Raw genomic sequence first — 463 nt, 5'->3', positions numbered from 1 at the left:
CGACCGGAACGTTCCAGCTTGCGCGTGTCTTGAACCTTCCGCGCGGCCGCGGTATCCTGTCGCGTCCGGAAATGATAAAAATCGGAATCATCGGTGCCGCGGTGCTCGCTGTGGTATCGTGTTCAAACGGCAACACAATGATAAAAATCGGCATAATCGGCGCAGAGGATATCGAAGTCGCGCATTTAAAAAGCCTGCTCACCCGCCCGGAGCGCACTCAGGTTGCGGGCATAGAGTTTTTCAGCGGGCAAATCGGCGGTTGCCCTGCGGTGGTCGCGCAGAGCGGAATCTGCAAGGTGAACGCGGCAATCTGCGCGCAGCTCCTTATCACGCGCTTCGGGGCGACGCACCTCGTCAACACGGGGATTGCGGGGGCGGTTTCGCCGGAGCTTTCCCCGCCCGATATCGTCGTCCCGCCTTCGGCGCGGTACCACGACGTAGACGTGAGGCGGGTCGGTTATCC

At 60.9% G+C, this 463-nt stretch carries 1 protein-coding gene; it reads left to right on the top strand.

Annotation, left to right across the window (positions count from 1 at the left end; translation table 11 throughout):
- Window positions 1-71: 71 nt before the first annotated feature.
- A partial coding sequence (gene mtnN, locus AWU74_RS08265) for a 5'-methylthioadenosine/S-adenosylhomocysteine nucleosidase (RefSeq protein WP_162505102.1) occupies window positions 72-463 on the top strand: 392 nt, incomplete at its 3' end.

Source organism: Treponema endosymbiont of Eucomonympha sp. (genome assembly GCF_001028545.1).
Note: the sequence above shows the minus strand (reverse complement) of the source record. Positions and strands in the feature narration are given on the sequence as shown.